Origin of the sequence: Glutamicibacter sp. JL.03c (genome assembly GCF_025854375.1) — a bacterium.
Classification (GTDB): Bacteria; Actinomycetota; Actinomycetes; order Actinomycetales; family Micrococcaceae; genus Glutamicibacter.
In genome coordinates this window covers 2,666,530-2,692,203 of sequence record NZ_CP107575.1, presented here as the reverse complement: position 1 = coordinate 2,692,203, position 25,674 = coordinate 2,666,530, and the positions used below count along the sequence as shown (strand labels likewise).

Here is a 25,674-nt window from a genome sequence, read left to right as displayed (position 1 = left end):
GCGATTTACGACCGCTCTTTGAATATAGTGTCCTGCCACTGCCGATGAGGCTGCGGATCATGGGAGATCATCACGTGCTTCACGTTGGTGTATTCATCGAAGGAATACTGGCTCATATCCTTGCCCATGCCTGAGGCCTTGTAGCCGCCATGAGGCATATCGGAAACGATGAGGATGTGCTCATTGATCCACACGCAACCGGCCTGGATCTGGGCGCTGGCCCTCATCGCCCGGTCGACGTTCTTGGTCCAGGCGCTCGCTGCCAGCCCGTAAGGCGTGTCATTGGCCAGCTCAATGGCCTGATCATCCGTTTCAAACGGCAATGCCACCAATACCGGACCGAAAACTTCGTTCTGCACGATCTGCGAATCCTGGGCGGCCCCCACAATCAGCGTCGGCCGATAGTAGAAGCCGGCCCGATCCTCGTGGCGTCCGCCGGCTAGCACTCGGGCCCCATCCTGCCGGGCCCGATCCACCATCGCGGACACCTTCTGAAGATGCGCCTGGCTGATCAGTGAACCCATATCGGTCTGCGGATCACTTGGATCACCGACAACCATGGCATCCATCAGCTGCGCCACGCGGTTGGTGAACTTCTCGAATACAGAGGAGTGCACGTAGGCACGGGTCGCGGCCGTGCAGTCCTGGCCCGAATTGATCGTGGACCCGGCTACCGCACCATGGGCTGCGGCCTCGATATCCGCATCGTCGAAGACGACAAACGGCGCTTTGCCGCCCAACTCCAGATGAACACGATTGCCTCGCTCGGCGGCCATCGACATGATCTTCAGGCCGACTGCGGTGGACCCGGTGAACGAGGTCATCTTGACCAGCGGATGGCGTACCAAGCTGGTTCCGACGACCGGCCCATCGCCGCAAACCACGTTGATGACTCCGTCGGGCAGGCCCGCATCCGTGGCAGCTTTGGCGAAGAGCATCGACGTGCCGGGGGTGAGTTCGCTGGGCTTGAGCACGATGGTATTGCCAGCGGCGATGGCAGGAAGAACCTTCCACGCGGCCATTTGCAGCGGGTAGTTCCAGGGGCTGATGGAGCCGATCACGCCAATGGCTTCACGGCGGATCATCGAGGTGGTGTTGCCTGCATAATCACCGGCAGCCAACCCCTGCAGGTTCCGCGCCGCGCCAGCGAAGAAGTTCACATTGTCGATCGTTCCGGGGACATCAAATTCCGTGGACATGCGGATGCTCTTGCCGGTTTGCGCGGTTTCCACTTCGGCAAGCTCATCGGCATGCAGCTGCAGTTCGCGGGCGAAGGCCAAGAGGTGGTCCGAACGCTCGCCAGGGGTCAACGCGGACCAGCTGGTGAAGGCGGCGGCTGCGGCCTGCACCGCTTGATCCACCTGTTCGATGCTGGCGGTATCAACGTCGAGCAGCGGTTCACCCGTGGCAGGGGAGACCCGTTGAATTTTCGGACCCTGGCCCAGCACTTGCTGGCCATTGATGAATTGGTGCCCGGAAGATGGGTTGTAGAAATCCATGATGATTCTCCTGCGGAAATTCAGAGGGTGAAGTAGATCTTGCGTAAAGTTTCGGCCACCGTCCACCGGGTGCGCATTCCCGAAGCCAGCCGCAGGGACGTGCCAGCAGCCAGCGTGATGTCCTGGGCCACGGTACCGTCGTCGGCCAGGATCTGCAGTTTCCCGCGGCCGCACAGCACGGCAAAGTACTCGTCGGCTTCGATGTCCTGCATGGCGCCCGGCGACATTTCCCAAACGCCGATTTCAGCTTCTCCGAGGGTGCTGAGCTGTTGGAACCCGGTGGTTGCCGGAACCTGGCCTTCGATGCGTTGCGCTGTGTCTATCGGATGGTGGGTGATCGGAAGCTCCAGCAGTTCGTCGCTGGTGGGCTGGGAGTCAAAGCCGGTCATCAGGAATCGAACCCCATTCCGATCTTGTCCATGAGCTTCAAGAAGGCCGAGCGTTGGCCTTCGTTGTGATCGGCCTTGACCAGATGGTCTGTCATGATCTTGACGCCCAGCCATGCTGCGGGCTCGGGCGGGAAGGCGATGGGCTTGGTGCGTACCAATTCCAGTTCTGTCAGCTCGGTCTTCTCTCCGGAGAGCAGATCCAGCATGACCTTCGCTCCGAATCTGGTGGCCCCGACACCCAGCCCGGTGAACCCAGCGCAGTAGGCGACCTTGCCGCCATGGGTGAGGTCGAAGAAGGAGAAGAATCGGGAACAGGTATCAATGGCGCCGCCCCAGGCATGCGAAAACTTCACGCCGGTCAGCTGCGGGAAGCTGCCGAAGAAGTGCGCGGCCAGCTTCTCGAAAGTGGCCTGGTTGCTGTCGTAGCTTGAACGGACTTTTCGGCCGAAATGGTAGATGGCGTCGTAGCCGCCGTAGAGGATCCGGAAATTCCCGTCGGCATCGATGGTGGGCCGCGAATAGTGGAAGCGATTATTCATATCGGCCAGCCCGACCATCCGGTCCCAGCCGATGGCTGTGCGTTGCTCCTCGGTCAAGGGCTCGGTCATCAGGGCGTAGTCGTAGACCGGGACGATGCGCGCTCGGTGGCGCTTGAGCAAGGATGGGAACACGTTGGTTGCCAAGGCGACTCGGTCTGCGAGGATCCGCCCGTCGGCGGTGAGGATCTCGACCTTGCCAGCGGCATCGGAGATTTCTACCGCCTGGGTGTGCTCGTAGAATTCCACGCCCAGCTCCCGGCAAACCCGGGCAAGCTCCCACGCCAATTTGGCGGGATGCACCAGCGCTGTGGACTTACTGTCCAGGGCCCCGGCGAGGAAATCCGGTGAGTTGATGACCGCCTTGACTTGATGCTCATCAAGGTAATCCACGCCGGAGGCTTCGGCCTCTTCGGCAGCCCAGGCCACCTGGTGGGATTCGGTCGCGACGCTCACGGCTCCTTCGCGGACAAAGTCGACGTCCATCGAGTACTTAAGGACGGTGGCTTCGAATTCATCGAGGTTCTGCGCGCCGAGTTCGGCGAGCAAGGCATTCTCCTTGGGGAGGTGGTTCTCCCCGTTGGCCTCGCCGTGGACGAGGGACGCTTCGCAGAATCCTCCGTTGCGACCGGATGCTGCCCACCCGATGCGCTGGCCTTCGATGAGGACAACGTGTCGCTGCGGGTCGCGTTCCTTAGCCTGCAAGGCTGTCCATAAACCGGTATAGCCGCCGCCGACGATGAGCAGTTCTGCGGTGATCCTCCCGTGCAGCGCGGCGTGGGGTTGCGGGCGATCTTCATTGTCCAGCCAGTAGCTGGTGTGCTTTGCGTTCTTCAGCGATTCGGCGATGAGGGCCGAGGGGACTTCTGCTTCGTGGCGGTCAAAGGTGATTTGATGCTGGGTGCTCATGGGTGTTTTCCTGTGTCGATAGCCAAGCGGTCAGGGTGCTATCAAGCCAATGGAACAACCATGGGTCCTTGGGGTCTTGCGGTGAGCTGGGCACACAGGATGCCAGTTGAGAGCCAGGCGGCGATCAAGGCTTATCCCTCTTCTCAGCAAGAGACCCGAAAATTGAATGTAATTCATTACATATCTAATCTTGCGGGTATTCCCCTGTCAATAGCTGGGAGAAAAGGATGATTTCTGGCGCTGAATATGACAAAGGATGGCCGCCCAGAACATCAAGGTGAATTCAGCGCACGCCATGAGCAGCATGGGAAGTCCGTGCGCCGCTGAATGCCCGCCGGCCGTGTGGTGATGCTCGCCCAGCCACGGCATGCCCACAGCCATGACAACATGGAGCATGCCCATCACGGCACTCATGATCAGCAGCTTTTGCGCCGGTGCCCCGTGCCACACGCCCCAAGCGCATTTGGTGCACCAGAGGGCCATGAGAAGCAAAGTGAGCGTCCAACCCAAAGGATGCGCCGTTGCCACCAAGCCGAGGACGTGCGCGAAAGCCAATCCCAAGGCGGCCAATCCGAGCACACGATGTGCAGGGATCAGCCGCCGGGTAGCGCTAGGCGTTATTGCCGCAGCAACCATCGGATGCCTTGGTTGAGCAGCAACCATGCTGGGCCGGTGCCGGGACATCGAGTACCGGGGAGCGGTCGAAGAATCCTTCGGGGCGAAGGGTGAAGCCCACGGTATCCACCGGCATCATCGGCCAGTCCTCGGTGCGCGGGAAGTGGGTCAGTGCGAAAGTGTGCCAGAGGCTGATCTGCGCGCCGTCGATATTCTTGTCGTCTTCAATCCATGAGCCAATGCCATCGGCGCCGGGGTTCTGGTTCACGAAGTCGCCGGTGGGGTAGCGGTGCGCTGCATCGCGCTGCGTGACCCAGAGTGCTTTGGAAGCGAATTTTGCGCGACGGTGGATCGATGAGCCCTCCGCGGCCAACAGGGTTGGCAGTCCCTGGGACATGAGCTTGTAGCCTACCGGCTTGCCGAGGTAGTTCTTGGACTCGGGGTTGGTGACTACCCAAGTGCGCCCGGCGGAAAGGTTGTTATCACGCACCGCTTGCTGCTCGGTGGACAGGACCGTGTGGCTGCGGGTGAAGGCGTTTCCGCGCGGGTTGTCCTTGCTGATGGGAAGACGCACGGCCTCTTCTTCGATGACTCGGCTAGGGCCGGAATCCAGGGCGAAGTCCAGACGCGCGCCGAAGATGTGCTGGTGGAATGGAGCGCCCAAACCCGGTGCCATTTCGGAGGCGAAGCGATCGTCGAGCATCGCCGAGGTGAAGACGATGCCGGTGGCCTTCGCTTCGAATTCGATGGTGCCATCGAGGTAGAGGTACCAGTAGAAGCCGTAGTCGTAGTTGCCCACGGTGGTGAAGAAGCTGATCACCAGGCGGCGGTTGCGTCGGGTGTACTTGACACCGGACCAGTCATCGGCGTGCTTGGAAAGGATGGATGCGTCTTCCTCGTGCATGCAGATGCCGTTGGTGATCGTCTGGGCATTGCCGTCCGCGTCGGTGACGACGGGGGAGATGTAGTGGATTTCGCCCAGGCAGTCGCAGCCGAGTTCGAGCGAGTTCGCGAGCCGGCCGATGAGGTATTCGCCGGTGTCGAAGTAGTTTTGCCAGCTGCGCACCGGTGACGGGTCGCCGTAGGGAACCACCATTTCCGCGATGGATGCCCGGTCCAGAATGCGGCGGTCAACACCCTTGTCATTAAACGCGATGTTGTAGAGCACCAGGCCTTCGCGCATATCAAAGCCGATATCCAGCGTCCACTTCTCCCACTGGACATGGTTGCCTGCATCGACGGTGAAGCTGGCTCCTTCAGGCTGCGTGATTTCAATTGGCTTCTGCGTGGTGCGCACCGGCCCGGTGAGCTCCGGGTCGGTGTAGTTGCCGTGGGATTCGGGAACTGGAACGATCTGCAGATCAAGGAGACGATCGACCTTCTGGGCGATGGTGTCGATGTAGACCACGAGCCCATCCACCGGGTGGGCCCATGCGGAGTCCTCGGCGAAGTCCTGTCGGAAAGCCAAGCCGCGCAAAATGCGCCGTCCCGATTCTTCAGGGTACTCGTCTTCGTAGACGCCAGCGGACAGCGGGGCCACGCGGACCTGCTCCGGTGCGAGGCCGCGCTTGGCCAGGGCTTCCTTCCACTGGGGATCGCTGGCCAGGATCGACTCAACCATCTCGAATTCCTCTAGCAGCACCGGCATTTGGCCGACTTTGGATGGATCGATGTCGAGTGCCGACACCACGCTTCGATTACTGAGGTCCAGCACGATATCTCGCGGTGAGTTGGAGAGCTTGTCCAAAAGCATGACGCGAACAAAGCGTCCCGGACGTGAAAGCTGCGGGTCTTCGAGTCCCAGGTAGGCCATGCGGGTGTTCTCGCCGAAGAGTTCATTCTCCACCAGGAGCTCTTTGGCCAAAGCGATTTCTTCTTCGGTGAGCAAGGTGAAATCAGTGGTCGCCGTGCTGGTCATCAGTCGGGCTCCTTTGGGTGTGATCTACATCAATTATTATTCTATGAGTGTAGAGAATACGGAGCGGTGCACCGTGGCGCAACCCTTTGAAGCGAAATAGATAAAAATCGATACTCTTGAGGCATGCCGAAAATCGTTGATCATGACCAGCGCCGCCGAGAGATTGTAGAGGTCACCTGGCGATTCATTGCCAGGGAGGGCATTGAGAAGCTGAATCTGCGTGACTTGGCAGCCACCGCGGGCTACGCCAATGGAGCATTGAAGCCCTACTTCCCAACGCGTGATGCGCTCTTGACCGCGACCTTCAATTTTGTTGCCGATGCGACGAATCAACGAATCTACAAGAAGGCCAATGGCCTCCAAGGACTGGATGCGATCGAAGCCTTCGCCCGCGAGGTTCTCCCGCTCGATGAGCTCCGGCGCAACGAAGCCCGCATCGCCGTTCATTTCTGGCACCTTGCCCTGGGGGATTCCAAGCTCGCGGACGTCAATGCGTCGACGATGGATCAATGGCGCACCATGCTCGATGGATGGCTGCGGGAAATCCTTGATGACAGCGATGCACGCACTCAAATGGCGCGGGACTCCATGATCAACTTCCTCATGGGAGCCCAGGCCAGCAGCGTCCTGGATGCCGAGGTTAACACGGCGCAACGGCTGGAACAGCAGCTTAAATACCAGCTGGATTTGCTCGCAATCCTGATGCGGTAGCGGGTTCAAGGTTATTCTCGGCTTGCAGAAAATAGTGACAATCCGCGCGGCCGAGCGTACCCTCAGGTGTGATGCCTTGCACAATCAAAGGCATTATGGGGGAGGGAACGCATGTATCAAATCCAGCACGTCGACTCGTTTACCGCGTGGTCACGGCTCATCTCTGACGCCTTCGTTCAGCTGCGCAGTGAACAAGTGACCGGCGGCCACTTCGCCGCATCCCTCGGAGTCAACATGCTCGGCGACATAGGCTTGATGCGCATCCATGCAAGGCCTCATGCCGTGCAGCGAACCATGGACCTGACCAATAGCGGAGACGGCGAGTTCTACAAGGTCTCCTACCAGATCGAAGGCTATGGACTGCTGATACAGGACGGGCGTGAAACCGTGCTGTCACCCGGTGACCTTGCCATCTATGACACCCAGCGCCCCTACACCTTGGCCTTCGACAAGCCGGCCACCGTCGTCGTTGCGCTCATTCCGCATCAACAGTTCAAGCTTTCACCCCAGCAAGTCGGACAAGTCACGGCCTTGGCGCTCAAGGGCAATCATCCGCTCTCCGGCACTGTGGCTCCGCTCATGGAACACCTCGGCGCCAATCTCCCGCAATGGGACGAACACGGGGGATACCCTTTGGCGCGCAACACTGTGGACCTGCTGGCCACCGCGCTCGGCGGAGTCCTGGGAACAGAAAGCACCGGCGACACAAAAACCCGGCAACGCGAAAAGATCACCAGCTACATCGACGCCCACCTCGGCGATGCCGACTTGGGGCCAGCGCAAATCGCCGCCGCGCATTTCATCTCGGTCCGCAGCCTCCATGCTCTGTTCGAGCGCCAGCCCCGTAGCGTCGCGGCATTGATCCGACACCGCCGCCTGACAGAGGCCTCGCGATTGCTGCGCGACCCGTTGCTCTCCACACTCTCAGCCCAGGCCATCGGTGCCCGAGTGGGTGTCGCCGACGCGGCGGGATTCAGCCGCATGTTTTCCAAGGAATTCGGCCGTACTCCAGGCAAGTACCGAGCAGAGCAGTGAGATCTGGCGCACAGCTGTGCGCAGGGGAACAATGAGCCTGCACCCAATGACAATGCGAATCCACCCGCAGCGTAGATCCTGAAGAGAGCACAATCTATTTCTCTGGGGGAACGAATGGCACTGGAACAACGCACGCTCACCGTGCCAGCTTTGGTGGTAATGATCATTGCCGCAAGCGCGCCCTTGACCGCAGTTGCCGGCGGCGTCACCACCAACTATGCGGTGACCGGCATGAGCTCGGTACCGCTGTCCTTCTTGCTCATCGGCGCGGTGCTCCTCATCTTCAGCATCGGCTACACCGCCATGAGCCGGCACATTCCCAATGCCGGAGCCTTCTACGCCTATGTGGCCGAAGGGCTCGGGCGCATCGCGGGAGTCGGCGCTGCGATGGTGGCTTTGGTGAGCTACAACCTCATGCAAATCGGCATCTATGGGATGTTCGGATTCGCGGCTTCGTCCTTCCTCAACGCCACCTTCGATACAGCCATGCCCTGGTGGGTCACGGCCCTGGTCGCGTGGGCGGCCGTCGGATTCCTCGGCCTGAACCGCGTGGATTTCTCCGTGAAAGTCCTCGGGATTATCGTTGCCGCCGAATTCCTTGTGGTCATCGTCTATAACATCATGGCCTTTGCCCTGGCCCCCCAGGCCCCGCAACCCGAAGCCGCTTTCAACCTCTCCGATGCCCTTGCCCCGGGCATGGGCGCAGTCGTGGCATTCACCATCGCGGCGTTCATGGGCTTCGAATCCGGGACCATCTACAACGAAGAGGTCAAGGACCCGCAGCGTACCGCCCGACGCGCCACCATGATCGCGATCATCATCATCGCGTGCTTCTACGCCTTCTCCGCGTTCGCCGTCGCCGTCGGGGAAGGAGCGGACAACGTCATCGCAGCATCAGCCGAAAACGGTCCAGATCTGCTCTTTGTCTTCTTCGCGGCCCATGCTCCCACCTGGTTTGTGGACCTGTCGAACATCCTATTCATCACCAGCCTCTTCGCGGCATTGCTGGCATTCCACAACGTCATCGCCCGGTACTTCTACTCCATGGGACGCGGCGGCGCGCTGCCGAAATTCCTGGCCGTAACTTCCCGGAGGACTCACGCGCCCATCGCCGGATCACTGGCCCAGTCCTTGCTCGGGCTGATCGTGATCGTGGCCTTCGCCGTGGCATCGCGCGGGCAAGAGCCCATGTACATCGTGTTCACCATGTTCACGTGGATGACCAACTCCGCTGCTTTCGGTCTGGTCCTGCTCATGGCCCTGACGTCCTTCGCGGTCATCGGGTATTTCGCTCGGCACGCAGCGAATGACTCGCTGATCACGCGCGTGATCGCGCCATTGATTTCGGGCATCGCGTTGTTCTACGTATTCGTCCAGATCATCATCAACTTCGATATCCTGCTTGGCGTGGAGGACCCAGGAGTTCTGGGCTTCGTCCTTCAAGGCATCGTGATCGTCCCGGGATTGCTCGGATCATTGGCCGCGGCCGTTGTCCGACTAGGCCGGCGAGAAAGCCAACCAGCATCAGAATTGTCCGTTTCATAAATAGCTGCACAAAGGAGTTGCACCATGGCATTCGCCAACGCCCAAGAACTGCTAGCCGCCATCCAACCCGCAACCGGCGGAACCGAAATCCACGATCCGGCCACCGGAGAACTCGTGGGCCGGGTCGCCGAGCAAACCGCCGAGGACCTCGATGCGGCCGTGGCTTCGGCCAAGGCAGCGCAACCAGGCTGGGACAAACTCGGCCATGAAGAACGCAAGCGCTTGCTCAACGCCGCGGCCGACAATATCGAAGCCAACGCCGAGGCCCTGGCCGAACTGCTCTCGCGCGAACAGGGCAAACCGCTGAACGGGCCCAATGCCCGATTCGAAGTAGGAAGCGCCGCTGCCTGGCTGCGGGCTGCCACCGCCTACGACGTGGAACCCGAAGTCGTCGTGGATGACGGCGAAACCTATGCCGCCAAGCACTACCGTGCCCTGGGTGTTGTCGGCGCGATCGGGCCGTGGAACTGGCCCATGATGATTTCCATCTGGCAGCTGGCCCCGTCCCTGCGCATGGGCAACACCGTGGTGATGAAGCCCAGCGAATACACTCCGCTATCGGTTCTCGCCTTGGTGCACATCCTCAATGAGGTCCTGCCCGCCGATGTCCTGCATGTTGTCGCCGGTGGACGCGAGGTCGGCGAGAAGCTTTCCAGCCATCCGGATATCGCCAAGATCATGTTCACCGGTTCCACCCGGACTGGCAAGGCGATCATTCGATCTTCAGCCGATACGGTCAAACGGCTGACCATGGAACTGGGTGGCAACGACGCAGGCATTGTGCTGGAGGATGCCGACCCGAAAGCGATTGCCCAGGACTTGTTCTGGGGCGCGTTCATCAACACAGGCCAGACCTGCGCCGCGTTGAAGCGTCTCTACGTCCCGGAGGCAATCTACGACGAGGTGTGCACCGAGCTCACCGCGGTAGCCAAGGCCATGCCGATGGGCAACGGCCTGGACGAAAACAATGTCTTGGGCCCTCTGCAGAACAAGGCACAGTACGACATCGTGGCCGAGCTGGTCGCAGACGCTGTGGACTCCGGTGCTACGGTTCTGCTCGGCGCGAACCCTGATGAACAGGCCAAGGGATACTTCTATCCCACCACCCTCATCGCTGACATCGCTGCGGATAATCGTTTGGTGACCGAGGAGCAATTCGGACCGGCACTGCCGATCATCAAGGTCAGGGACAGCGCGGAAGCCGTCGAGCACGCCAACGCCTTGGAGGTGGGCCTCGGCGCTTCGGTCTGGAGCAGCGACCGGGCCAAGGCCTTGGAAGTCGCAGCCCAGATCGAGTCCGGGACCGTGTGGATCAACTCCCACGGCACCATCGATCCGCGCATTCCATTCGGCGGCGCCAAGCAATCGGGCTATGGCCTGGAATTCGGCATTGACGGGCTGAAATCCCTGGCCCAGCCCCAAATCATCAAGGGCTAAGAGCCCATGAAATCGGCGGTGTCCACGGTCCCTTTCCGGGTCCTTGGGCACCGCCGATTCCCATTGGCCCTAATTGATGATTTCGCCTTTCGGGGTAGCTCTGATGGCCGCGATGCGGTCTCGCCAGCCTTGCAGCTCCTGGGCCGGCAGCCGCTTCCAATCCTGGATTTCGCGGACGACTCTGAGCGGACTGGCACTGCGGTACGATCTGGTGGGATTGCCCGGGAACTTCTTGTCCGTGACATTCGGATCATCTTCGAAATCGCCCGTCGGCTCCACTTCATAAACATGAGGCGTTCCATCCAGTGCCGCGATTTCAGCGGCTAATCCCGCACCGTCAGGCAAGGCCGTGAAATAGATATGGTTCATGATGACTTCGGGGCGATAGTTCGAGGGAAATCCTGCAGATAACAAATCACCGGGGCCCAGCTCCGCTTTGGTGCCGTGATAGAAGGGTCCTGCTTCCAAATCCATGCTCATGGAACCCGAGCTTATCGAAATGGCCAGGACAGCAAAAGGGGCGCTCGTTACGATGTCATCGAGCGTGCATGTGAACAATTTCTAGAACTCGGACACGTATATTGGGTGGTGAACTGCGAACTAGATTTGGAGAAATATTCGTGCCGATCTTGAATAAAGACATGTCCCTGTGCATCTCGCTGTCGGGGCGACCTTCAAATATCGGGACCCGCTTCCACAATTACCTCTATGAAGAACTCGGGCTGAACTTCATCTACAAGGCCTTCTCCACCGAGGACCTTGCTGGAGCAATTGCCGGTGTTCGCGCCTTGGGCATTCGCGGATGCTCGGTGTCCATGCCTTTTAAAGAGGACGTGATGAAGCTGGTTGATGAGATCGAGCCTTCGGCCGCTGCCATCGACTCGGTCAATACCATCGTGAACACCGAAGGCCGGCTGGTGGCCTCGAATACTGATTTTGAAGCAATCGCGACGCTCATCAAGCGCCACGAGCTGGATGCGAGCTACAGCGTCTTGGTCCGCGGATCCGGAGGAATGGCCAAGGCCGTTGTCGCAGCGTTCCGGGATGCTGGCTTCGAAAATCTCACCGTGCTGGCCCGGAACGAAAAAGCCGGTCAAGAGCTGGCCCAGAAATACGGCTATGAGTCTGTTGTCTCAGATCCAGCACCTGGCCACCAGATCCTGGTGAACGTCACGCCGTTGGGCATGGATGGAGTGCAGGCCGAGGTGCAGTCATTCTCCGACGAGCACATCGCTGCTGCCGACGCTGTTTTTGATGTTGTCGCTTTCCCCAGCCAGACCCCGCTGATCCTTGCCGCCCAGAAGGCAGGCAAGCCGGTGATTACCGGCGCTGAAGTCATTGCCTTGCAGGCCGCGGCCCAGTTCGAGAAGTACACCGGGCATTCATTGAGCGATGAGCAGGTGGCTCGCGCTTCGGAGTTCTCGCGCCAGTAGCCGCATATTGGCGTGATTCTTCTGCGTCATGAAACAAGTGATGCCAGCACCAATAATTTGGTGCTGGCATCACTTTTCTTAAGTTTCCAACGGCTACTCGTCGTTCGCCTCGTGCTTGTCATCTGATTCGAACTCAAAGGAAGTCGACTTTCGCGTGTGGGCAATGAAGATGATCGTGAAGGTTAGCCCCACGACAAAGAGCACCGGAACGATATAGAAAACGATGAGTTCGAACGCGTTTGGTTCTAGCGGGTTCATGAGCGATCTGGTTCTTGTATACGTGAAAGTTTCTAAGCCGCTGGCTTCAGCTGTGGGAGCTGATCAGCCGCGAAGGACTACTTCAAGGTCTTCGAGCGCCTGGCCCGCTGGGTACTGTCCGTTGAACAACTGCGAACCGGCTTCGGTGAGCACCGCAGAGAAGCGGGTCTTGACCAAACCGAATGCCCGTGAGACGGCGGTTTCGGTCAGTTCGGCAATGGCAACACGGCCAGTGGCGGTTCCAATGGTCAGCGTGATGGTTTCATCATGGTTTTCCACGCGCGGTTCGATCAGGTCGAGCTTCATCATGCCTCCGTGCCCGGAGAATGAAACCTGTCCATTGAACCAGACCTCGTTATCGGGAACATCCGTGGCCGGGGAAGCAGGGAAGACCAGCGAGTTGCCCGCCTGCCAAACACCATTGCTCGCTTCGATGCGTCCATCAGCGAGGGAAGAAATATAACCCACGAACGAGGCCTTCAGACCCCATTCCAGATGCGGCTGGAACGGATCGCCAACTGGCGCACCATTTCCCGTCATTATTGTTGTCCTCCCATAAGCTAACGGCAGTAAATGCTCTGTTGATCAGTATTTCATACCTCCGTTCACTACTGGTGTCCGGGTTCACTGGAAGCTGATCATTACGTCGCGCTTCATTGATCACCGGCCGATAGCCATCCTCCAGCGAAATGGTGCCCGGTTCATCGCTTGAGCCATCGGGCCACGAAATCTTTGCCACCGCCGAAAACCCAGTCCAGAAGCGGATCTCCACCTCGGTGGGGGAGAGCTCGCGCTTGACATGGGCCGGCAGGTTAACCATGGCCCGGTCGTGGCCGCTGGGCCCGGCAACGAGGCAGGCCACCAGCAACTTCGCGGCCAGGGAAGAGATGATCAGTCCGGTTCGGGCGGACGAGCGCACGGAACATGTTTGTCCGCCATCCGCAGGAACGAAAATTTCCGCCTTCGGATCAGGCCGTGGATGAGCAACGGGATGCAGAGCAGGAAAAAGATGACTGTAACACCCGGCAATATGGGGGAGCACTAGGATCAGTCTTCAGAAACCCCTCCATGTAATTGACCTACACAAGCCAGTAGATCGTGGACAGGCTAAATCGCCTTACCTGGATTCAAGATTCCCTGCGGGTCGAAGACCGCACGCAGCCGACGCTGCAGTTGCAAGGAGGTTTCGCCTACTTCCTCTGGCAACCAATCCTGCTTGAGCAGGCCGATACCATGTTCGCCCGTCAAGGTGCCACCAAGGTCCTTGGCCAGATAGAACATGTCGGCCAAGGCAGCCTTGGGACTTGCTGACGTGATGGACTGCCCCTCGGGCACAACGATGATGGGGTGCAAGTTTCCATCAGCGGCGTGCGCGATGACAAAAATTGAGACACCGCGTTCGGCCTCGATCCGTTGCAGTCCCGCAATGGCTTCGGCTAGCCGGTTTCGTGGCACTCCGATATCGCAGATGGACACGGTGCCGAGCTTTTCCATGCTCGGGATCGCCTGGCGCCGCGCCTCGACCAGGGCTTCGGCATGCTGCGGGTCTTGGGCCAGCTCGCTGTGCCCGGCCAGCGGCTCGATGGCGACTTGCAAGGCCTGCATTTCCAGGTGGGCGCCGTAGCCATCGGTTTGGGCCAGCAGCAGTGCCCCGCCACGGCTGTGGTGGTCGGTGCCAAGCGCCGAATCCACCGCTCCCAGGGTCTTGCCATCCATCAGCTCCAGGACCGAGGGAGTCAGCCCGGCCGCGATCACTGCCGAAGCAGCCGATGCGGCGGCGGCCTCATCCGGAAAATAGGAAATGAGGGTAGCAGTGTGTATCGGTCTCGGGCGCAACCGGAGCGTGGCTTCGACCACGATGCCCAGGGTCCCCTCGGAACCGATCAACAGCGCATTCATGTCGTATCCTGCCACGCCCTTGATGGTGCGCCGTCCGGTGCGCAGCAATTGCCCATCAGGCAGGACCACCAGCAAGCCGAGCACCGATTCGCGGGTGACCCCGTACTTGGCGCACCACATGCCACCGGCATTGGTGGCGATGTTGCCGCCGATGGAACAGATGGCGGTGCTGGCCGGATCCGGCGCGTAGAACAGCCCGTGCTCCTGGGCCGCCTGGTTGACGGCCGCATTGATGACTCCGGGCTGGACCACTGCGATGCCTTGCACCGGGTCCAGCGAAAGGATCCGGTTCATCGCCGACAGATCCAGCACCACCTCGCCAGCCTGCGCGCAGGAACCCGCGGCCAACCCGGTGCCGGCCCCGCGCGGAACGATCTTTACTCCATGCTCGGAAGCCAGCTTCATGGCCAACACGACGTCATCGATGTCCTGGGCGAAAATCACCCCGTCGGCAAAGCTTTGCGGGATGAACCCCGAGCGATCCACGCTGGCCCGGGCCCGATCATCCGGAGCTGTCGAAGCCCGTGGATGGGTGGCCAGCAGCTGTTCGCTGGTTGGTGAAGTCATCATTGTCCTCCCGCAAAAAGAGAACTGGCAGGATGGCTTGCGCCATCCTGCCAGCATGGTTGCTACTCGACGAAGCTATCGGCCACGATCAGCGCTTGCTCCAGCCGATCCAGTGCTTCGATGAGCACCTCGTCCTCGATATTCATCGCCGGAACCACGTGCAGCCGGTTGAAGTTGGCAAACGGCAGCAGGCCAGCCTTCTTCGCCGCACCGATCACCTGGTTCATTTCCGGGCTGCTGCCACCGTAGGCGGCCAGCGGTTCACGGGTTTCACGGTTCTTCACCAGCTCGATTGCCCAGAACACCCCGGTGCCGCGCACCTCGCCCACCGATGGGTGATCGGTGGCGAACTGCGCCAGGCGCGGGCCGATGATTTCTTCACCCAGCCGCTTGGCGTTCTCCACCATCCCCTCGTCCTCCATCGCGGTGATGGTAGCCGCCGCGGCGGCGCAGGCCAGCGGGTGGCCCGAGTAGGTGAGCCCGCCAGGGTAGACGTTCTCGCGGAAGGTCTCGAAGATCTCCGGGCTGATGGCCACTCCGCCCAGTGGTACGTAACCGGAGTTCACGCCCTTGGCGAAGGTGAGCAGATCCGGGACCACGTCAAAGTGGTTCACCGCGAACCATTCGCCGCTGCGCCCGAATCCGGCCATGACCTCATCGGCGATGTACACGATGCCATGCTTTCTGGTCAGCTCGCGCACCCCCTGGAGGTATCCGGGAGGCGGCAGGTAGATACCGGCAGTGCCCGGAATGGATTCCAGGATGATCGCGGCGATGGTGCCCGGGCCTTCGAGCAGGATCGTATCCTCCAGGTGCTTCAGCGCCCGCTGCGTCTCCTCCTCCAGCGTGCTGGAGTTGAAGTAGGAACGGTACGGGTAGGCAGGGAAGAAGTGCACGATGCCGTCGCTGGCATGATCCGAGGCGAAACGCCTCGGGTCCCCGGTGATATTCACCGCCAGGTGGGTGCCGCCGTGGTAGGAGCGGTAGGCCGACAGCACCTTGTGCTTGCCGGTGTGCAGGCGGGCCATGCGCACCGCATGCTCCACCGCATCCGCTCCGCCATTGGTGAAGAAGATCTTGTCTAGCTCGCCGGGGGTGTGCTCGGCGATCAGCCGGGCCGCCTCGGACCGCGCGTCATTCACATGCTGCGGCGCGATGGTCGCCAGCTTGCCCGCCTGCTCCTGGATGGCGGCGATGACCTTGGGATGCTGGTGCCCGATATTGGTGTTCACCAGCTGGCTGGAGAGGTCGATCAGCCTATTGCCCTCGCCATCCCACACATAGGAGCCCTCGGTCTTCAGGATGGTCATCGGGGCAAAGGGGCCCTGCGCCTGCCAGGAATGGAACACATGCTCCCGATCCAGTTCATAGGCGCGCTTGCCGGCGGCGATCTGCTCGCCGGTGATTTCTTCGGTCATTTGCTCGCTCATGATGCTCCTAGTCGTTCTGCGGGAAGCCGAGGTTGATGCCGCCGTGGCTTGGATCCAGCCAGCGCTTGGTGACCACCTTGTTGCGGGTGAAGAACTTGAAGCCCTCCGGGCCGTAGGCGTGCTGGTCCCCGAACAGCGAGGCTTTCCAGCCGCCGAAGGAGTGGTAGCCCACCGGCACCGGGATCGGCACGTTCACGCCGACCATGCCCACCTGGATCTCGTCCTCGAAGCGGCGGGCGGCGCCACCGTCGTTGGTGAAGATCGCGGTGCCATTGCCGTAGGGCGAGGAGTTGATCAGGTCGATGCCCTCGTTGAAGGACTCGACGCGGACCACCGAGAGGACCGGGCCGAAGATCTCATCGGTGTAGATGCTCATGTCGGTGCCGACACGATCGAACATGGTCGGGTGCAGGAAGAAGCCTTCGCCCTCGGCATCCACGGTGCCGGCGCGGCCATCGATGACCAGCTCGGCTCCGGCGGCAACGCCGGCCTCGATGTAGCCGGCCACCTTGGCCTTGTGCTCGCCGGTGATCAGCGGGCCCATATCGCAGCCGCGGGTGCCGTCGCCCACGCGCAGCGATTGGGCGCGCTCGGCGATCTTGGCCACCAATTCATCGGCGATCGACTCCAGCGCCACGACCACGGAGATCGCCATGCAGCGCTCGCCGGCCGCACCGAAGCCGGCGTTCACGGCCATGTCGGCGGCCAGATCCAGATCGGCATCGGGGAGCACCAGCATGTGGTTCTTGGCTCCGCCGAAGGCCTGGACGCGCTTGCCGTGCGCGGTGCCGGTCGAGTACACGTACTGGGCGATCGGGGTGGAGCCGACGAAGGAGACCGAGCTGACGCGCGGATCGGTGAGCAGGGTGTCCACCGATTCCTTGTCGCCGTGCACCACGTTCAGCACGCCGTCGGGCAGGCCGGCCTCGGCGAAGAGCTGGGCGAGCCAGATCGCTGCGGTCGGGTCCTTCTCCGATGGCTTGAGCACCACCGCGTTGCCGGCGGCGATGGCCACCGGGAAGAACCACAGCGGGACCATGGCCGGGAAGTTGAAGGGGGAGATGATCGCGCTCACGCCGACCGGCTGGCGCAGGGACTGCACGTCCACGCCGGTGGAGGCGTTCTGCGAGTATTCGCCCTTGAGCAGGTAGGGCGCGTTGCAAGCCAGTTCGACGACTTCCAGGCCGCGGGCGACCTCGCCCAGCGCGTCGTCGAGCACCTTGCCGTGCTCGGCGGTGATGATCGCGGCCAATTCGCCCTTGCGTTCGGCCAGCAGCTGGCGGAAGTTGAACATGATGGCGGTGCGGCGGGCCAGCGAGGTGTCGCGCCACTTCGGGAAGGCCTCGGCCGCGGCGGCGATGGCCAGTTCGGTGGTGGCCTTGGAGGCCAGCTGCACGGTGCGGGTGACCTCGCCGGTGGCGGGGTTGTAGATCTTGCCGGTGCGCTCATCAGCGCCGTAGGCGGCGTTGTTAATCCAGTGCTGCAGGGTGTCGGTCAGCGTGGTGCTCATCGCGGGTGTTCCTTTCACGGTCTTTCATCGGGCTTGTATTCATCATGGGCCATAGCGGTGACCTGGAACACCAGCACTATGTCATGATTTAAGGACGATCGATGACGGAGTGTAAAAATGCTGACGGTGAACGAGGTCCTCCAGCTGCCCGTGGTGCAGGCCGGCGACCCGCAGGTGCTCTGCGCCGAAGGGCTGGAAGCCGAACTGCGCTGGGTGCACGTGACCGAATCCAGCGAGAACACCGAACTGCTGCTGGGCCGCGAACTGGTGCTCACCACCCTGCGCAATGTGCACGATGTCCCGGGGTTCATCACCGCATTGCGCGCCGCCGGCGCCTCCGGGGTGATCATCGAGGACACCAGCGGAAGCGTGCTTGGCGTCGAAGATCTGGGCCTGCCGGTGATCGTGCTGCGCCGGCGCACCCGCTTTGTGGCGATCACCGAGGTCATCCACCAGCTGCTGGTGGCCCAGCAGCTCGAAGCGGTGCAATTCTCGCGCTCCGTGCACGAAATCTACACCGAGCTTTCGCTGACCGAAGCCGACGAAGCCCAGATCGTCTCGCGCACCGCCGGCTTATTGTCCGCCCCGGTGGTGCTCGAAGATGTCCGCCACCGCGTGCTCGCCCACGCCGATGCGCACCTGGAAAACTGGATCAACCGCTCCAAATTTGTCGGCTACCTGGAGCACACGGGGCGTGCCACCGGGACGGAGAACTGGCTGCAGACCCCGGTGGGCGCCGCCCGCCGGCGCTGGGGACGGCTGATCGTCCCGGCCGAGCTGGCCGACGATGACCGGGCCGCGCTGATCCTCGAACGCGCCGGCCAGGCACTGACCATCGCCCGGCTCTCCGGGCGCGACGAACGCGAACTGCTCTACCAGACCCGCACCGCCACCCTGCACGAACTGGCCGCCGGACACAGCTACAGCGACAAGGAGCTCGCCATCCGCACCCAGGCCCTGGGCTTGGCCCCGGCCGCCTACTATGCCCCGGTGGTCATCTCCACCTCCGCGGCCGCCAGCGCCACCGAAACCCAGCTGGCGGACCGCGCGCTGCTGGAGGAGCTCGATCAGCTCGCCGACTCGCTGCACCTGGGCATCCTCGCCGGCCTGCTCAAACCCGGCTACCTCTCGCTGCTGCTGCCGGTGCGGGCCCGCGAACTGGTGGACTCCACCCTGCAGGGCTTCACCCGGCGCCTGGCCGAACAGCTCACCGCGCCGGTCGCCATCGGCGTGGGCCCCGAAGGGCCCTTGGGTGCCGCCATCACCGGGCTGGAACAGGCCGCGCAGGTCGCGGAAATCGTCCCGAATCTGCCCACCCGCGCCCGGCCCTATTACCGCTTCGCCGACCTGCGCCTGCGCGGGGTGCTCTCGGCCATGGGCAGCGACGCCCGGATGCGCGCCTTCGCCCACGCGGAGCTCGCCTCGCTGCTGAACCCCATCGATGAACCCGCACTCGACCTGCTCGAGCTCTACCTCGCGCACAGCGGCAACAAGTCCGCGCTGGCCAAGGCCGGCTACCTCTCGCGCCCCACCCTGTACGCCCGGCTGGCCAAGCTCGAAGCCAAGCTCGGCGTGGTGCTGGACTCCGCTGAATCCCGCGCCAGCTTGCAAGTGGCGCTGCTCTGGTACCGCATGCACGGATAGGCCTGCGCCGGCCTATCCACAGTTCGATCCCGGCACCGGTCCACCCTGCGCACCAGAGTGCACGCTGGGTCCATGAGCACAGCAACCGCCCAAGCCCTGGCCAATCTGGCCGCCGCGAGCGAACTTCTCGCCGCGGCTACCGCTGCGCTCAGCGACCCGGGACTCTCCGCCGGCCATGCCGCATGCTTCGGCCTGCTGCTCGAAACGCTGGGTGCCGGGCAATCCCGCGCGCAGATCGAGGCCGCCCATGCGCTGCGCCGCACCGGTGCCCACAAGCTCGACCAGCCCTCCTTGCACGCCGCCGCCCAGGCCGGCGCCGATCCCACCATGGACCACTTCGCCGCCGCTGAAGGCCGCACCACCGCAGGGCGCACCGCCTTCCGCTCGGCCCGCTCCTTCATGCAGGACTGGCTGGATATTCCGCGCAGCACCGCCCACGACCGGCTCATCCAGGCCGACTGCCTGATCGGCGGGGTGGATGAGTCCGGGGCGCCCACCGAACCCTGGCTCGAGGATCTGGCCGAGGACTTCGCCGATCCCGCCCTCGATCCGCGTCTGTTGGCCGCCACCGCGCTGAAGCTGCACTCCACCCGCAAGGACCTGCCGGCGGGTGCGGCCGGCGCCGAACAAAAGCAGCGCCTGCAGTCCGACGCCCGCCAGCTGATGCACAGCGAACCGAAATCCGCGCGCAAGCACATCGCCACCATGGTCGCCCAGGTCAAGGCCGGCAAGCGTCCGCTCAAAGCGCTGCTGGACGAGGTCGGCCTGTTCCGCCGGGGCACCCGCCGCGGGCTGATCGAATACATCCTGCGCGTTCTGCCTTCCCAAGCCGCGGCGATCGAGGCCCATTTCGCCAGCACCGGCAACCCGGCCACCCAGGCCGGGGACCGCCAGGGGCTGCAGGAAGCTGAGGGTGAATTCACCGGCGATCCGGGCGAGGGCTGGGACGATGAAGCCACCAAGCCCGACTGGGCTCGCGAGGGCAATACCGACCCGCCCGGCCCGGATCCCGACCTCGGCGCCGAACCTGACGCCGACGCACAACCCGACCCCGAGGCCGGTGCCGAACCGGATGCCGCCGGAACCGCAGGTGCTGCCGGCGAACCAGCCCCCGCATGGGAAGACCTGAAACCCGAACGGCGCCGGCTGATCGGCCTCATGGCACTACTGCTCAAAGACCACCGAGCGAACAACGCAGCGGAGTCCAACCGCGCCGGCCTGGCCACCGCTCAAGTCAGCATCATTCTGGACTACGAGAAAATGCTCAGTGGCGCGCCGCGCTATGCCGTCAGCTCCTCGGGCCTCGGCTTCTCGCCGGGCGAACTGCGCGCCGCCATGTGCAACGCCGGAATCTACCCGGTCATCCTCAACGGCCGATCCCTGCCACTTGACTTGGGCCGAACCCAGCGCCTGTTCACCAAGGCGCAGGGCCGGACGATCCGCGCCGCCTACCGCGGGTGCGCCTACCCGGGCTGCGCCATGCCCGTCGAACGCTGCGAACTGGACCATCTTGACGCGTGGGAGAAGGGCGGATGCACCGACATCCATTCGGCATCCCTGTGTTGCCCGGTCCATCACGTAGAACGCCACTGCGGGCTCTTCCACGCGGTGAAAATCCCGGGCTGCCGGCCCATGGTCTTGCTCCCGCCGGATCTGGACCCCGACCAGCAATTGCGGATCAACACCTATTTCATGACGCCGGAAGAGGCTTTGGCCGCCGAGGACCTGGCACAGCGGATGACCGCGCAATGGCGCGCAGGGCAGCTCGACGTTGACATCGTCGAGCCCTGAAGGGCGCTGGCTACAACGCGCGCAGGTGCCCGCGATGGATTTCGCCGGGCTCCTGCTGGTTCTGGCCGCCCAGCACGACGAAGGCCTGCCCAAACGTCAGCTCATGGATGTGCTCCTCGCGCAGTCCCAGCTCGCGGGCGATCACCGAGGTGCTGGCCCGATGCTCCAGCTGCAGCGAAGGGAAGACCAGCGAGAAGACCCGGGAGGTGACCGGCTCTACCGGTGCCGGCGCTTCGAACGCGATCTCCTGTGAGAGCCAGCAGTAGGCCTTTTCGCCCAGCAAGCCGCTGGCCCGGCTATGAGCCAGGATCACCGTGGCTGGCACCCCGAAATGTTCTTCGAGCGTGAGCAGCTGCGGGATCTGCAGGGAATTGGAAATCCGCATCTGCAAGGATAATGCCGGCAGCAGGAGCTGGGCGGCAAAGTGATCGGCTTCCAGTTCCGCGGCCGCTACCTGTTCGCTGCCTGCTCCCAGCGATGAATGCAGCAGCAAGTGCCCCAATTCGTGGGCGAGGGCAAAACGGCGGGCCTTCGCGGACCCGGAGGCCAGGAAGATGTAGGCCTGGGAATCCTCCCAGAAGCTGAAGGTCTTCACCGCATCGAGTTCAGGCGGCAGGCTCAGCACCCGCACCCCGCGGGATTCGAGCAGGTGCAGCACATCGGGCAGCACCCCGCAGCCCAGGCCCCAATCCAGGCGCAATTGCCCGGCCGCATCAACCGGCGAAAATCCGGACAGATCCGGCACCTCGGTGGCTGGCAAGGCGAAGTTCTGCGTGATCAGGCGGTAAAGCTCCACGCCGGTGCGGCCGACAGCGGCAGCGGCCCGCTTCTGCGCGGTGCTGGTTCGCCGGGGACTGCGGAAGAAAATGCGTTCGGTATCGATGCCATTGGCAGCAGGCAGGTGGAAATAACGCGGGGTGCATCCGAGCGCGTCAGCCAGGTCATTGCCCAGCCGCTCCGGCGCCCGGGCCAGTTCCCGCTCGCAGATGCCCAAGGACGCGGCCAGGGCAGACCGGCTCAAAGCCGCGCGTTCCCGCGCGAGCCTGATTCTGGTCGGTTCCAAAGTCATGAGCTTCCTGCCATCTTCCCAAGGCGATCTACATCGCCCTAGACCACAGAGTAGTGGCCTATGACACAAAGCACCAATTGAGCGAAAAAACGTGAAGATAGGGTGCTTCATATGACGCTGACTTGCAGATTTATGGCCCGCAGGTTGCACCCGCGGGCCATAAGCACTAGATCTTGCTGGCTGCCTCTTTCAGCACCGTGCGCAGGATCGACTCGATCTGATCGAACTCCGGTTGCCCGATGGTGATCGGCGGCGCCAGCTGGATGACCGGGTCTCCGCGATCGTCCGCACGGCAATACAGCCCGGCCTCCCATAGGGCAGGGGAGAGGTAGCCGCGCAGCAGCCGCTCGGACTCCTCGTCGTTGAAGGTCTGTTTGGTGCTCTTGTCCTTGACCAGTTCGATCCCGTAGAAGTAGCCAGCCCCGCGCACATCGCCAACGATGTCCAGGTCGGTCAGCTTGCCCAGCGTCGCCTTGAAGGCATCGGCGTTGTTCTTCACGTGATCGTTCAGGCCCTCGCGTTCGAAGATATCGAGGTTGGCCATCGCCACCGCGGCAGCGACCGGGTGGCCGCCGAAAGTGTAGCCGTGGTAGAAGGTGTTATCCCCCTTGGTGAAGGGCTCGAACAGCTTGTCGGAGACGACCATCACGCCCAGCGGGACATAGCCGCTGGTCAGCGCCTTGGCGGAGGTGATGATGTCGGGCACGTAGCCGAAGTCATTGCAGGCGAACATCGAGCCGATGCGCCCGAAGGCGCAGATGGTCTCGTCGGAGACCAGCAGCACGTCGTATTCGTCGCAGATTTCCCGCACCCGATCGAAGTAGCCCGGGGGAGGCGGGAAGCAGCCGCCGGAGTTCTGCACCGGTTCCAGGAAGACCGCGGCCACGGTATCGGGGCCTTCGAATTCGATGGCTTCGCGGATGCGCTCCGCAGCCCAGAGGCCGAAGTCCTTCTCGTTCTCCGCGAACATTTCAGGTGCCCGGTAGAAGTTGGTGTTCGGCACGCGGAAGGTGCCTGGCACCAGCGGCTCGAACGGGGTCTTCATGTCAGGCAGCGAGGTGATGGCCAGGGCTCCCTGCGGGGTGCCGTGGTAGGCCAGAGCGCGCGAGATGACCTTGGTCTTGCCCGGCTTGCCCTTCATCTTGAAGTGCTGCTTGGCCAGCTTGAAGGCCGACTCCACCGCTTCGCCGCCACCGGTGGTGAAGAAGACGCGGTTCAAATCGCCCGGCGCGTAGCTGGCCAGGCGTTCGGCCAGGTCGATGGCGGGTTCGTGAGCGTAGGACCAGAGCGGCATGAAAGCCAGCTTCTCGGCCTGCTTCGCCATGGCCTCAGCTAGTTCGGCGCGCCCGTGCCCAGCGTTGACCACAAACAGGCCGGCGAGCCCGTCGAAGTATTCGCGGCCGGCGTCGTCATAGATCTTGTGCCCGTCGCCGCGCGCAATGATCGGAACCTGCGCGCCTTGGGAGATCCCGGAGTGCCGGGCCATGTGCATCCAAAGGTGATCGCGAGCGGCCTGCTGGCGATCGGTACCACGTGGTGTGTTCATCGTGTTCCCCAGTTGTATTCCTGTTTTTTCAGTGAAAGGTAGGTGAAGGTATTGGTGCTGAGCACTCCGTCGATCCCGCGGATCGCCCCGATCACGCGCAGCAGGTCTTCATCGCTTGAGCAGATGACCTCGGCGAGGATGTCGGCGGTTCCGGTGGTGACCAGGCAGTAGTCCACTTCGGGCAGTTCGGCGATGCGATCGGCGGTGCCGCTGATGTCGTCGTTCGCGACGACGCTGATCATGGCCTGGCGGGTGAACCCCAGCTCCAACGGGTTGGTGACTGCGACGATTTGCATAACGCGACTCTCGACCAGCTTCTGCACGCGTTGGCGTACGGCTGCTTCACTCAGTCCGACTGCTTTGCCGATGGCGGCATAGGAACGGCGCCCGTCTTCCTGCAGCTGCTCGATGATCTCCTTGGAAATTTCGTCGATGGCCTGTGCTGAGTGCGAGGGTAACGTCATATCGACCTCCTAGGTCTGTGGGCTTTGAACCGACCCTACAGCCACTGATTCAGTTGCGAAAGGGGTATTTTTGTAAGTTTCTCGTTTCTGATTCGTTAAATATCTGGGGAATCTTTTGTTCAGGTCTTGTTTGGCTTTTGCATTGCTGACAGGATGAACGACATCACTTTCCGTATGTGCCAGCTCACATTTCGCAAATGTTAGGACGGATGCCATGTCGCACTCGCAACGACGTCTACCCCAAGATCCACAAATTCGCGCACTGGTCCAGGCCATGGGCCAACGAAGCTTTTCCCGCCGATCTGTGCTGTCCACCGCCGGTGCCCTGGGATTGACCGGACTGCTGGCAGCCTGCGGCACCGGCGGCTCCAGCGGCACCAAGTCCGAGGTATCGGTGACCGACGTTTCCGAGTCCGACCCCACCGTGAACTGGGCCAACTGGACTTTGTACCTGGACTACGACGACAAGAAGAAGACCTACCCGACCCTGGACGCCTTCACCAAGCAGAGCGGCATCAAGGTCAACTACGCCGAAGACATCGACGGCAACGACTCCTACTACGGCAAGGTCCAAGGCCAGCTGAAGTCCGGCCAGGACATCGGCCAGGACATCATCACCCTGACCGACTGGATGGCCGGGCGCCTGATCCGCCAGGGCTACACCCAGGAGCTGAACCTGGATAACATCCCGAACTCGGCCAACCTGCTGCCCAGCCTGCAGAATGTCGACTTCGATCCAGGACGCAAGCACTCGCTGACCTGGCAGACCGGCTACGCGGGCATCGCCTGGAACAAGAAGGCCTTCCCGAAGGGCCTGAAGAGCGTGGAAGACCTCTGGGATCCGGCGCTGAAGGGCCGCGTGACAGTGCTCGACGAAATGCGCGACACCATGGGCCTGCTCATGCTGCAAAACGGCGTGGACCTGGCAGGAGAGTGGGGCGAGTCGGAATTCGGCGCGGCCGCGGACGTGCTGCGCCAGAACATCGACAACGGCCAGATCCGCCAGGTCAAGGGCAACTCCTACAAGCAGGACTTCATCTCCGGAGACGCGATCGCCGGCATCGTGTGGTCAGGCGACCTGGTGCAGATGAACTTCGAGAACGACGACCAGTGGGAGTTCGTGATCCCGGAGGCCGGCGGCACCCTGTGGAGCGACAACCTGATGGTTCCGGTAGCCTCCCCGCGCAAGACCAACGCGGAGAAGCTCATGGACTTCTACTACGATCCGGCCGTGGCCGCCGAGGTCGCCGCCTATGTGAACTACATCTGCCCGGTGGCCGGCGCCAAGGAGGAGATGGAGAAGATCGACCCGGAGCTGATGGAAAACCCGCTGATCTTCCCGACCGACGAGGACCTGGCCAACGCGCACGTCTTCCGCTCGCTGGATGCAGATGAGGAATCCACGCTGAGCTCGCAGTTCCAAGACGCGATCGGCGCCTAGGCCAGAGCGAATTTTCAGGAAGTGATAG

23 protein-coding genes are annotated in these 25,674 nt (G+C 62.3%); 8 read left to right on the top strand and 15 right to left on the bottom strand.

The genetic code is table 11. From position 1 onward, the window contains the following. Positions 1–5: 5 nt before the first annotated feature. From OF385_RS12485 to OF385_RS12465, 5 genes are all read right to left on the bottom strand, one after another. Positions 6–1,499, bottom strand: coding sequence for a gamma-aminobutyraldehyde dehydrogenase (locus OF385_RS12485; RefSeq protein ID WP_264275640.1), 1,494 nt, complete (start codon positions 1,497–1,499; stop codon positions 6–8). A gap of 20 nt (positions 1,500–1,519) precedes the next feature. Continuing rightward, positions 1,520–1,888 (bottom strand): cupin domain-containing protein, encoded by a 369-nt coding sequence (locus OF385_RS12480; RefSeq protein ID WP_264275639.1) that lies wholly within the window; start codon positions 1,886–1,888, stop codon positions 1,520–1,522. Then, the gene (locus OF385_RS12475; protein ID WP_264275638.1) at positions 1,888–3,333 is read right to left on the bottom strand and encodes an NAD(P)/FAD-dependent oxidoreductase; all 1,446 of its coding nucleotides are present in this window, start codon (positions 3,331–3,333) and stop codon (positions 1,888–1,890) included. Before OF385_RS12475 ends, OF385_RS12480 begins: the two co-directional genes overlap by 1 nt. A 207-nt stretch (positions 3,334–3,540) precedes the next feature. Then, entirely contained in the window at positions 3,541–3,969 is a 429-nt protein-coding gene (locus tag OF385_RS12470) for a hypothetical protein (protein ID WP_264275637.1), read from the bottom strand. Then, entirely contained in the window at positions 3,944–5,866 is a 1,923-nt protein-coding gene (locus tag OF385_RS12465) for a primary-amine oxidase (protein ID WP_264275636.1), read from the bottom strand. Before OF385_RS12465 ends, OF385_RS12470 begins: the two co-directional genes overlap by 26 nt. A gap of 123 nt (positions 5,867–5,989) precedes the next feature. Here OF385_RS12465 and OF385_RS12460 point away from each other — a divergent pair, with 123 nt between their 5' ends. The 4 genes from OF385_RS12460 (at position 5,990) to OF385_RS12445 (ending at position 10,594) form a co-directional block, all read left to right on the top strand. Further along, positions 5,990–6,577, top strand: a complete 588-nt coding sequence (locus OF385_RS12460; protein WP_264275635.1) for a TetR/AcrR family transcriptional regulator — start codon at positions 5,990–5,992, stop codon at positions 6,575–6,577. 111 nt (positions 6,578–6,688) lie between these two features. Further along, positions 6,689–7,612 carry a helix-turn-helix domain-containing protein gene (locus OF385_RS12455; RefSeq protein ID WP_264275634.1) on the top strand — a complete coding sequence of 308 codons (924 nt, stop codon included), beginning with the start codon at positions 6,689–6,691 and terminating at the stop codon, positions 7,610–7,612. A 114-nt stretch (positions 7,613–7,726) separates the two neighbouring features. Beyond that, on the top strand, positions 7,727–9,157 hold the full coding sequence (locus OF385_RS12450; protein WP_264275633.1) for an APC family permease: 1,431 nt from the start codon (positions 7,727–7,729) through the stop codon (positions 9,155–9,157). Between the two features lie 24 nt (positions 9,158–9,181). Next, a complete protein-coding gene (locus tag OF385_RS12445; RefSeq protein ID WP_264275632.1) occupies positions 9,182–10,594 on the top strand; it encodes an aldehyde dehydrogenase family protein in 1,413 nt (470 codons plus the stop codon). 69 nt (positions 10,595–10,663) lie between these two features. Here OF385_RS12445 and arr read toward each other — a convergent pair whose 3' ends face one another. Then, positions 10,664–11,074, bottom strand: coding sequence for an NAD(+)--rifampin ADP-ribosyltransferase (arr, locus tag OF385_RS12440; protein ID WP_264275631.1), 411 nt, complete (start codon positions 11,072–11,074; stop codon positions 10,664–10,666). A 140-nt stretch (positions 11,075–11,214) separates the two neighbouring features. Between arr and OF385_RS12435 the strand changes: the two genes are divergently transcribed. After that, a complete protein-coding gene (locus OF385_RS12435) occupies positions 11,215–12,027 on the top strand; it encodes a shikimate 5-dehydrogenase (protein WP_264275630.1) in 813 nt (270 codons plus the stop codon). Between the two features lie 93 nt (positions 12,028–12,120). Here OF385_RS12435 and OF385_RS12430 read toward each other — a convergent pair whose 3' ends face one another. From OF385_RS12430 to OF385_RS12405, 6 genes are all read right to left on the bottom strand, one after another. Then, positions 12,121–12,285, bottom strand: coding sequence for a hypothetical protein (locus tag OF385_RS12430; RefSeq protein WP_264275629.1), 165 nt, complete (start codon positions 12,283–12,285; stop codon positions 12,121–12,123). A 63-nt stretch (positions 12,286–12,348) separates the two neighbouring features. Next, entirely contained in the window at positions 12,349–12,753 is a 405-nt protein-coding gene (locus OF385_RS12425) for an HtaA domain-containing protein (protein WP_264275628.1), read from the bottom strand. Continuing rightward, the gene (locus OF385_RS12420; RefSeq protein WP_264275627.1) at positions 12,728–13,204 is read right to left on the bottom strand and encodes a hypothetical protein; all 477 of its coding nucleotides are present in this window, start codon (positions 13,202–13,204) and stop codon (positions 12,728–12,730) included. The genes OF385_RS12425 and OF385_RS12420 overlap by 26 nt, the downstream gene beginning before the upstream one ends. A 188-nt stretch (positions 13,205–13,392) precedes the next feature. Next, a complete protein-coding gene (locus OF385_RS12415; RefSeq protein ID WP_319019110.1) occupies positions 13,393–14,754 on the bottom strand; it encodes an FAD-binding oxidoreductase in 1,362 nt (453 codons plus the stop codon). Between the two features lie 59 nt (positions 14,755–14,813). Further along, entirely contained in the window at positions 14,814–16,181 is a 1,368-nt protein-coding gene (locus tag OF385_RS12410; protein WP_264275626.1) for an aspartate aminotransferase family protein, read from the bottom strand. A 7-nt stretch (positions 16,182–16,188) separates the two neighbouring features. Next, positions 16,189–17,691 (bottom strand): CoA-acylating methylmalonate-semialdehyde dehydrogenase, encoded by a 1,503-nt coding sequence (locus tag OF385_RS12405; protein ID WP_264275625.1) that lies wholly within the window; start codon positions 17,689–17,691, stop codon positions 16,189–16,191. Positions 17,692–17,817: 126 nt separating this feature from the next. Here OF385_RS12405 and OF385_RS12400 point away from each other — a divergent pair, with 126 nt between their 5' ends. Both OF385_RS12400 and OF385_RS12395 read left to right on the top strand, forming a co-directional pair. Beyond that, positions 17,818–19,335, top strand: coding sequence for a PucR family transcriptional regulator (locus OF385_RS12400; protein WP_264275624.1), 1,518 nt, complete (start codon positions 17,818–17,820; stop codon positions 19,333–19,335). A 72-nt stretch (positions 19,336–19,407) separates the two neighbouring features. Next, the gene (locus OF385_RS12395; protein WP_264275623.1) at positions 19,408–21,126 is read left to right on the top strand and encodes an HNH endonuclease signature motif containing protein; all 1,719 of its coding nucleotides are present in this window, start codon (positions 19,408–19,410) and stop codon (positions 21,124–21,126) included. 10 nt (positions 21,127–21,136) lie between these two features. Here OF385_RS12395 and OF385_RS12390 read toward each other — a convergent pair whose 3' ends face one another. From OF385_RS12390 to OF385_RS12380, 3 genes are all read right to left on the bottom strand, one after another. Next, positions 21,137–22,195 (bottom strand): ImmA/IrrE family metallo-endopeptidase, encoded by a 1,059-nt coding sequence (locus tag OF385_RS12390; protein ID WP_264275622.1) that lies wholly within the window; start codon positions 22,193–22,195, stop codon positions 21,137–21,139. 166 nt (positions 22,196–22,361) lie between these two features. Continuing rightward, positions 22,362–23,741, bottom strand: coding sequence for an aspartate aminotransferase family protein (locus OF385_RS12385; RefSeq protein WP_264275621.1), 1,380 nt, complete (start codon positions 23,739–23,741; stop codon positions 22,362–22,364). Continuing rightward, positions 23,738–24,205: an Lrp/AsnC family transcriptional regulator gene (locus OF385_RS12380; RefSeq protein WP_264275620.1), complete on the bottom strand. Its 468-nt coding sequence runs from the start codon at positions 24,203–24,205 to the stop codon at positions 23,738–23,740. Before OF385_RS12380 ends, OF385_RS12385 begins: the two co-directional genes overlap by 4 nt. 214 nt (positions 24,206–24,419) lie before the next feature. Here OF385_RS12380 and OF385_RS12375 point away from each other — a divergent pair, with 214 nt between their 5' ends. Then, positions 24,420–25,646: an ABC transporter substrate-binding protein gene (locus OF385_RS12375; protein WP_264275619.1), complete on the top strand. Its 1,227-nt coding sequence runs from the start codon at positions 24,420–24,422 to the stop codon at positions 25,644–25,646. Positions 25,647–25,674: the final 28 nt, after the last annotated feature.